Below are 8,170 nucleotides of genomic sequence, written 5' to 3'. Positions count from 1 at the left end.
CACCGATGGCGGCAACCTCGTTTTGCCGGGACCCGGTGCTGTAGACGACGGCAACCGCCGCCGGCAGCTGCCCCGGCACCGTGACGGGCGCCGCCACCGAGGACAGCCCCGGAATGACCTCGTCGATGCTGGTGGCATAGCCCAGGGCGCGGGCCTCGGAGGCGATCTTCCGGTACGGTGTCTCGTGGTTCAGCGCCGCCCACTGCTCCTCCGTGAGCGTTGACTGCATGGCAATGCCCGGGGCGCCGTGCCCGAAGGGATGGCGGGAGCCCGGGCGCTGCACCACCGCGGCGTGCACGTGGCGCGGCTCCACCGTGACCAGCGTGGTGCAGTCGGGTTGGTCCCACACCGCAATGAAGGCGCACATCTTCAATTCGTTGGCCAGGAGCGTCAGCTCCGGAAGGGCCGCGCTCTGCAAATCCCGCTGCACGCTGCTTGCCAGCACGGCAAGGCCCGGGGCGCCGTGCACCCGGCCGGACTCGTCGCGGGTGACCAGTCGGTGGGATTCCAGGGTGCGCAGGATCCGGTAGGCGATCGAGCGGTGCACGCCAAGGTCCTCGGCGAGCTCGGCAATGGTCATGGGCCCGTTGGCCTCGGCAAGGATCTCCAGCATGCGGATGCCGCGGGAGAGTGTTTGTGATGCCGGTGCGGTGGTGCTGGTGGCGGTCATGGGGGCCGGTGCCGTCCTTCGGTGGGTTGGCGCCGCGTGGCGCTGCCCGTGGGGGTTGTGGGTCAACCCGCGCTGGGTTATGGTGCAAATACTATTCTTTATTGGAACTGCTCGTTCGATATTAGAACATTTGCCGCGTTAATGCGAGGGATAGGCGGGAATGGGAAGCAGGAGCACGCCATGATCGTCCCGGGCAAGGACGAAATTGCCGAGGGCGGCGTTCCGCGCCGGATCGATGCCTCCACGTTGCCACATTTCCGCGGCAGCCTGGGTCGTTTTGCCACCGGCGTGGCCATTGTGACCTTTGACGGACAAAGCAAGCGCCACGGGATCACGGTCAACTCGTTCACCTCGGTCTCCATGGACCCGCCCCTGGTGCTGGTTTCCATTGCCCGGTCCACGAAGGCCCACGATGAGCTGGCCAACCGGCCGTTCACGGTGAACATCCTCGGCGCGGAGCAGATGGACCTTGCCCTGCATTTTGCCGGCCGCCCGAGCCACGATCCGGTCTGGATCGAGGGGGCCACGGCCCCGCGCCTCGCTGGCGTGCTCGCCTACTTCTCCTGCACGCCGTGGGCCGCTTACGACGGCGGTGACCACACGCTCTACCTGGGAGAGGTCCGCGACTTCAACTACCGCCGCGGTGACGCGCTGGCCTTCGCCAATGGGTCCTTCACCACCATCCCCGAACGCCACCTGGGCGTCGAGGAGCTGCTCTAGTCCACTACCGATGCGGAAGCGCCGCCACTACGCAAGAGGGGTCTTGAACATGGGAATCAGAACCGGGGCACAGTTCCTGGCCAAGCTGGACGCGATGCGTCCGCACCTGGTCATCGACGGGGAGGTGGTCTCCGAAAACCTCACCCGGCACCCGGCCTTCAGGCAGCTGGCGCTCACTTACGCGAAACTCTTTGACATGCAACACGACCCGGCTCACCGGGACGCTCTGACCTACGAATCGCCCACCACCGGAGACCGGGTCAACGCCTCTTTCCTGGTGCCGCGCACGCCGCAGGACCTGGCCCAGCGGCGGGCAGCGACAGCCACCTGGTCCGAGTATTCCAACGGCTTCCTGGGCCGGACCGCCGACTACATGAACTCCGCCCTCACCGCACTGTCCACCGCCAAGACGTTCTTCGCACAGGGCGACCCGGTCTTCGGGGAGCGCATCGAGGCCTACTACGAATTCGCCCGCGAGAACGACCTATTGGCCACGCACACCCTGATCCCGCCCCAGGTCAACCGTTCGGTCTCCGGCTCCGAGCAGCTCGGCGGCCAGCTCACCGCGCACATTGTCGAGGAACGACCGGACGGCATTGTCATCAGCGGTGCCCGGATGCTCGCCACCGTCGCCCCGATCGCCGACGAGCTGCTGGTTTTTCCCTCCACCGTGCTGCGCGGCACCCCCGAGGACGCTCCCTACTCCTTTGCCGTGGCCGTGCCCAACGACGCGCCGGGGTTGCGCTACCTCTGCCGCACCGGGCTGCACAACGGCGGCAACACGCATGACGAGCCGCTGGCAGCCCGCTTCGACGAGATCGACGCGGTGGTGGTGTTCGACGAGGTGTTCATCCCCAATGAGCGCATCTTCATGCTCGGGCGCCCGGAACTCTGCAACGCCTGGTATACCGACACCGGAGCCGGCGCGTTGATGACGCACCAGGTCGTCACCCGCACCGTCGCCAAGTCCGAGTTCTACCTGGGGCTGGCCTCGGAGATCGCCGGGGCCATTGGCATCGACGGCTTTGCGCATATCCAGGAGGACCTGGCGGAGTTGATCCGCAACGTGGAGATCGGCAAGGCGCTGGTGGTCGCGGCCGAGGCGCAGGCGGCCCCCAGCGTTGACGGGGTGCTGTTGCCGCACTGGGAAACGCTGAACGCCGCCCGCAACTGGTATCCGAAGATCTCCCAGCGCTTCCCGGAGATCATCCGGAAGTTCTGCGCCTCGGGCCTGATGGCGCTGCCCGGCGAAGCGGACCTGGAGGTTGCGACGGAGGATATCGCCAAGTACCTGCAGGGCAAGTCCCTGACGGGGTCCGAGCGGATCCGGCTGTTCAAGCTCGCCTACGACGCCTCGATCACCGGATTCTCCGGTCGCCAGGCACTCTATGAATACTTCTTTTTCGGCGATCCCGTGCGCATGGCCGGAGCCATGGTGAACAGCTACGACCGCGAGCCGATGCGTCTGCGAGTGCGCGAATTCCTGGGCCGGGAGGATTGAGGAACCACCACGGAAAAGCCTTCGCCCAAGACGCCGGATTGCTGGCGCATCCGGCGTCGGGCAGTCCCCGCGCAGGGGGAGGAAAAGCCGATACCCAAATTGGCGTGAGCGAAGTCACGATGATGGGTTACCATGGACAAAGCACTTTACCGTCCGAACGGTCGGTATGATGCGCACACTCGTCCACCGCACCTAGCACCGAACGCAGGAGTTCTCCCATGGCTTCCTCATCCCTCGCGGCAAGCAGCAAACGTTCCGAGGAACGTCGTGTCCTTGCCGGCACATTGGTTGGCACCACCATTGAGTGGTACGACTTCTTCATCTTTGCCCAGCTCACCGCGACCTTGCTGACACCGCTCTTCCTGCAGCCCTTGAGCGTGTCCAACCCGGGCTTGGGACAGATCCTCGCCTTCGCAATGATCGGCATTTCCTTCCTCTTCCGGCCGCTGGGCGCGATTGTGGCAGGCCACCTGGGTGACAAGTACGGACGCAAGCGCGTGCTGGTCGCCACCCTGATCCTGATGGGCGCGGCCACCGCGCTGATCGGCCTGCTGCCCACCTACGCCACCATCGGCCTGTGGGCTCCGATCCTGCTGGTGCTCCTGCGCATCATCCAGGGCTTCTCCGCCGGCGGCGAATGGGGCGGCGCGGCATTGATGGCCGTGGAGCACGCCCCGAACAACAAGCGCGGCTTCTTCGGCGCCTTCCCGCAGATCGGTGTCCCGATCGGCATGATCATTGCCACGGGCATGCTGTACCTCCTGCGCACGTCCATGAGCCCGGAACAGTTTGCCGCCTGGGGCTGGCGCGTGCCGTTCCTGCTCTCGGTGGTGCTGATCGTCGTTGGCTACCTGATCCGAAAGGCCGTCGAGGAATCCCCGATCTTCAAGCAGCTCGCACTGCGCAAGGCCTCGGAGCACACCCCGCTGAAGCAGCTCTTCCAAACCAACACCAAGGAAGTCATCCAGGCAGCCTTGATCTTCATTTCCAACAACGCCGCCGGCTACCTGGTCATCGCCTTCTTCATCGCCTACACCACCAGGGTGCTGGAGATGCCGACCGCACCGGTGCTCCTGGCCACCACCATCGGCTCCATCGGCTGGCTGATCTTCACTCTGGCCGGCGGCTGGCTCTCCGACCACTTGGGGCGCCGCAACACCTTCCTGATCGGCTACGGCATAGTTTTTGTCTGGATGATCCCGATGTTCCTGCTGATCGAGACCCGAAGCGTCTTCCTCTACGGTGTCTCGATCTTCATCCTGACGGTAGGCCTGGGGCTTTCCTACGGCCCGCAGTCGGCAATGTACGCCGAAATGTTCCCGGCACACATCCGCTACTCGGGCATCTCGATCGGCTACGCCCTCGGCGCGATCCTCGGCGGTGCCTTCGCATCGACCGTCGCCGAGATCCTTCTTCAGCGGACCGGCTGGTCCGGCTCGATTGCCATCTACATCATGGTGCTCACCCTTATTTCGATGGCGGCAGTCATCTGGGTGGGCGAGACCAAGGGCCGCAACCTGCACGTCGAGGACATCGACCCGGACCTGCAGGCGGCACATGACGCCAAGCACCGGGGCCAGCACGCCTAGACGATATAGTCCTCTCGCGCACCTGCGAAGCATGTAAGAAGGGCCGGCCGGTTCCTTTCCCCTCACGCGAGGTGGTAAGGAACCGGCCGGCCCCGCTTCTGTCCTGTCGGCAGGTGAATGTCACGCCCAACGGGCAGCGGCGCTGGAACCCTAGCGGCGGGGGACCAGTGCCGTGATCTCGTAGTCGGCGATTGAATCGAAGCGCGAGTAAAAGGCGCTAACGGAGTGGAACACCCTGGGCCTGATGGCGCAGATGAACTCGTCAACCAGCGGCTCGACTTCCTTGCAGGCCACCGCCGGGGCCACCGGAACCGCGACCACGATACGCCCGGCTCCGGCCTCGCGCATCAATTCCACGGCTGCCAACATGGTCGCGCCACTTGCCATCCCCTCATCGACCAGGATCACGGTGCGTCCGGAGACCGGCAGGACGACCGCGCTCACGAGCCGGGCACGCAACTCCTCCAGCTCCAGCCGGGCCTCCGTCTCCACCCCGTCGAGGATTTCCTTCTCGAAGCGCAGCTGCGCCGAGTCCCAAACGCCCTCGATGTACTTCAGCGACGTGTGCTCTCCATGGGCGGCCAATGCGGCAAAGGCGATGTCGGTGCGTTCGGGCATCACCAAGCGGCGAACCGCCAGCACATCGAGTTCAAGCTCCAGCCTCGCGGCGACCTCCGCCGCCACCGGGACCCCGCCGCGCAACAGTCCAAGCACCAACGCGTTGGGGTCCTTGGCGTACTGCTGCAGGTCAACCGCCAGGAATTCGCCGGCGGCCGTGCGGTCCGAGAAGCGGGTGGGGGCAATGTGTTCGGGTGTCATGTCTCTAAGTCTGCACCCCGGCACGGCGGCTTGGGGAGCGAGCCACGATTTCTCACCTCTTTGCAGGCCAAAAGCCGGTTTTCGGGGCTAGCATGTGACCATGAAGCGACCTGGAGCCCTGGTCATGATTGCGGTGATGGCCTTTGCGCTGTCGGCATGTTCAACGGGTCCCGGCGCCGAGAGCACAGAGGCAACCGTGTCCCGGGACGTGGGCCCGTACGGGCTTCCCCCGGCAGGCAACACCCCGCCGACGCCGAGCCCGTCGGCTTCCGCACCCGAGGAAACAACGAGCCCGGAATCGGATCGAAGCGACGCCGACGCTGCGGTCATTGGCCAATGGGGCGGGGCCTCAGAGGGGTCTCCGGTGCTGTCGTTCGCGCCCGAGGGCCGGTTCAACGGGCATGACGGGTGCAACACGCTGACCGGCTCGTGGACGGGATCAGGACAGGCATTCGAACTGCACGAGATGACCACGACGTTGATTGGCTGCCCGGGGATGGACACCTGGCTCTCGAGGGCCGCCGCGGTGGAGGTAGATGGTGAGACCCTGAGGGTCACCGACAAGGACGGCAAGGACATCGGGACGTTGCCGCGCCTGAACCTGGCCGGCTGATTACGGACAACGGGCTGCGGGCAATGGGCCAAGACCCAGGTCCTGCGGCCTATTCCCCGCGCTATTCCACGAGCATCCCCTGCTCCAGATGGATCCGCCGCCCGGCAAACCTGGCGCGCAGCGCCCTGTCGTGGCTGACCACCACGACGGTGCCCCCGAAGGAGTCCAGCGCCAGTTCCAGGTCATCGCCGAGGGCCGGGGACAGGTGGTTGGTGGGTTCGTCCAGCAGGAGCAGTCCCGCCGGCCTGGCGAACAGCCGCGCCACATCGAGCCTGCGCCGCTGCCCCAGCGACATCTCCGAGATGCGCATGGTCAGTTCCTCCGGCCGGAAAAGCCCCAGGGACAGCAGCTGCTCCAGGTCCTCGGCGAGGTCCCGACCCGAGCCGAAACAAAAACCCTGGGCCGCCATCCAGTGCCCGGGCCAGGAAGCGGGTTCCTGGCGCAGGTATCCCGCCTGCCGGCCGACGCGGCAGGTGCCGGAGGGGGGAGTCAGGACCCCCGCGATGACGTCCAGCAACGTCGACTTGCCGGCGCCGTTGGGCCCGGTGAGCAGGACCCGTTCACCGGGTGCCAGCAGCAGGTGGTCGATGGCAAGGCGTCCCGGAACGTGCACGCCGACGAGCTCGACCGCAGTCGGCGGGACGTCGGCCCCGGAGTCGGCCACGGCCGCGGGATCCGGGGTGAAGCGCAGCGGCTCGAGGGGCAGCTGCGCCTCATTTGCCCGCAACTGCGCCAGGCGCGTCTTCGCCTGGCGCAGCGCGGCGGAGGATCCGTGGGAGCGGTCGCGCGCCCGGAACGCACCGTGGCCGAATCCGGGCTTCTCCGTTTTCCGGGGGATCTTGGCCACCGCGCCTTCGGAGCGTTCGGCCATGCGGGCTGCCTGTTCCAGTTTGTCCTGCCATTGTTCCCGGGCCAGGATGACGGCCCGGCGCTGTGCCGCCTTGGCCCGCAGGTAGCCGTCGTAGCCATCGGCATGGCGGGTGGGTACGCCGCGGTCCAGCTCGAGGATCGCATCTGAGACCCGCTTGAGGAACAAGCGGTCGTGCGTGCAGAACACCACCGTTCCGCGGTGGGTTGCCAGCCGGTGCTCCAGCCACTCCAGACCGGCGGTGTCAAGGTTGTTGGTGGGTTCGTCGAGCAGCAGCACCTCCGGATTCGCCGCCAGCGTGGCCGCCAGCGCCAGCCTGGACCGTTCCCCGCCGGACAGCGTGTCGAAGCGCCGCGCGCCCTCGATGCCGCCGATGCCGAGCCGGTGCGCCGAGGCGGCCAGGCGCTGCCGTGCCCCCGCGCCGTCCCGGGACTCCTGCAGATCCGTCAGGAGCCCGTATTCCGCCAGCGCCCGGGGAAGCTGGGCCTCGGAGGCGAGGGCCAGCCGCGCGGCCGCGGCCTCGATCCGTGATTCAAGGTCCCTGAGCCAGGCCAGGGCATGGTCCAGGAAGTCCGCGACGGTCCATCCCGGTTCGAAGGACGGCTGCTGCGCCAGGTAGCCGAATCCTCCCGCCGCCTGCCGGGTGGCGGTTCCGGCGTCCGGGGCCAGGTCGGCCGCGAGCAGCCGCAACAAGGTGCTCTTGCCGGCGCCGTTTTCGCCAATGATCCCCAGCCGCTCGCCGGGACGCACCGCGAAGTCCAGGTCGCGGAACACCGGGTGCCCGGGATGGGAAAAGGTCAGGCCGTGAAGGGAAAGTTGGGTTCGCATGGTCGATGTCTCCTGTTTTCGCGCGGTCCACGGACCCCCTGGGGGCGGACAGGCGCGGGACTGCGGCGGACCGAGCACACCGGCGGGGGTGCGCACGGTCGGGCATCACCGGATTACAGGAAGAAAGACAACATGGGCCAAAGATAACAACGGGGACGGGGTGTTGTCGAGGACCATGCCGGGATTGCCGGGGCTAGGCCCGGCGCTGGCGGATAACACCGTAGGTCCCCGCCACCACCGCGGCACCCAGGATGGAAGGCACCCAGGTGCGCAGGTTCAGGAATTCGCCGATTCCGGTGCCGAAGGCCATGGCGGCCAGCCAGCCGCCGGCGACGGCACCAAGGACCCCCAGGAGCAGGGCGGCCGTCCAGCCATGGTGGGCGCGGCCCGGCATGATGTTCTTGAACAGGGCGCCGACAATGAGCCCCAGGACGATCCAGCCAAGCAACCCCATCGAGTTCCCCTTCGATGCAGCGGATACCCGGGCCCGCGGCCGGTGGCTCCGGCCGGCGAGTGTGCACCGGTGGGCTACAACCTACGACGTGTTCGCACCGGAGGCAAT

General features: G+C 66.8%; 8 protein-coding genes. 4 read left to right on the top strand and 4 right to left on the bottom strand.

Annotation, left to right across the window (positions count from 1 at the left end; translation table 11 throughout):
• A partial coding sequence (locus tag ACIPUB_RS09265; protein ID WP_407607107.1) for an IclR family transcriptional regulator occupies positions 1 to 670 on the bottom strand: 670 nt, incomplete at its 3' end.
• A gap of 180 nt (positions 671 to 850) precedes the next feature.
• Between ACIPUB_RS09265 and ACIPUB_RS09260 the strand changes: the two genes are divergently transcribed.
• The 3 genes from ACIPUB_RS09260 (at position 851) to ACIPUB_RS09250 (ending at position 4,480) form a co-directional block, all read left to right on the top strand.
• Entirely contained in the window at positions 851 to 1,390 is a 540-nt protein-coding gene (locus ACIPUB_RS09260; RefSeq protein WP_407607106.1) for a flavin reductase family protein, read from the top strand.
• A gap of 49 nt (positions 1,391 to 1,439) precedes the next feature.
• Positions 1,440 to 2,891 carry a 4-hydroxyphenylacetate 3-monooxygenase, oxygenase component gene (gene hpaB / locus ACIPUB_RS09255; protein WP_407607105.1) on the top strand — a complete coding sequence of 484 codons (1,452 nt, stop codon included), beginning with the start codon at positions 1,440 to 1,442 and terminating at the stop codon, positions 2,889 to 2,891.
• Between the two features lie 218 nt (positions 2,892 to 3,109).
• Positions 3,110 to 4,480 carry an MFS transporter gene (locus ACIPUB_RS09250; protein ID WP_407607104.1) on the top strand — a complete coding sequence of 457 codons (1,371 nt, stop codon included), beginning with the start codon at positions 3,110 to 3,112 and terminating at the stop codon, positions 4,478 to 4,480.
• A gap of 150 nt (positions 4,481 to 4,630) precedes the next feature.
• Here the strand turns inward: ACIPUB_RS09250 and ACIPUB_RS09245 are convergent, their stop codons facing one another.
• The gene (locus tag ACIPUB_RS09245) at positions 4,631 to 5,299 is read right to left on the bottom strand and encodes a phosphoribosyltransferase (RefSeq protein ID WP_407607103.1); all 669 of its coding nucleotides are present in this window, start codon (positions 5,297 to 5,299) and stop codon (positions 4,631 to 4,633) included.
• 100 nt (positions 5,300 to 5,399) lie between these two features.
• Here ACIPUB_RS09245 and ACIPUB_RS09240 point away from each other — a divergent pair, with 100 nt between their 5' ends.
• The gene (locus tag ACIPUB_RS09240) at positions 5,400 to 5,912 is read left to right on the top strand and encodes an META domain-containing protein (RefSeq protein WP_407607102.1); all 513 of its coding nucleotides are present in this window, start codon (positions 5,400 to 5,402) and stop codon (positions 5,910 to 5,912) included.
• A gap of 61 nt (positions 5,913 to 5,973) precedes the next feature.
• On the opposite strand, the gene ACIPUB_RS09235 is transcribed toward ACIPUB_RS09240, so the two are convergent.
• Both ACIPUB_RS09235 and ACIPUB_RS09230 read right to left on the bottom strand, forming a co-directional pair.
• The gene (locus tag ACIPUB_RS09235) at positions 5,974 to 7,608 is read right to left on the bottom strand and encodes an ABC-F family ATP-binding cassette domain-containing protein (protein WP_407607101.1); all 1,635 of its coding nucleotides are present in this window, start codon (positions 7,606 to 7,608) and stop codon (positions 5,974 to 5,976) included.
• Between the two features lie 193 nt (positions 7,609 to 7,801).
• Positions 7,802 to 8,062, bottom strand: a complete 261-nt coding sequence (locus ACIPUB_RS09230; protein ID WP_407607100.1) for a GlsB/YeaQ/YmgE family stress response membrane protein — start codon at positions 8,060 to 8,062, stop codon at positions 7,802 to 7,804.
• Positions 8,063 to 8,170: the final 108 nt, after the last annotated feature.

It is taken from the genome of Paeniglutamicibacter sp. ORCA_105 (assembly GCF_045798545.1).
Classification (GTDB): domain Bacteria; phylum Actinomycetota; class Actinomycetes; order Actinomycetales; family Micrococcaceae; genus Paeniglutamicibacter; species Paeniglutamicibacter sulfureus.
Note: the sequence above shows the minus strand (reverse complement) of the source record. Positions and strands in the feature narration are given on the sequence as shown.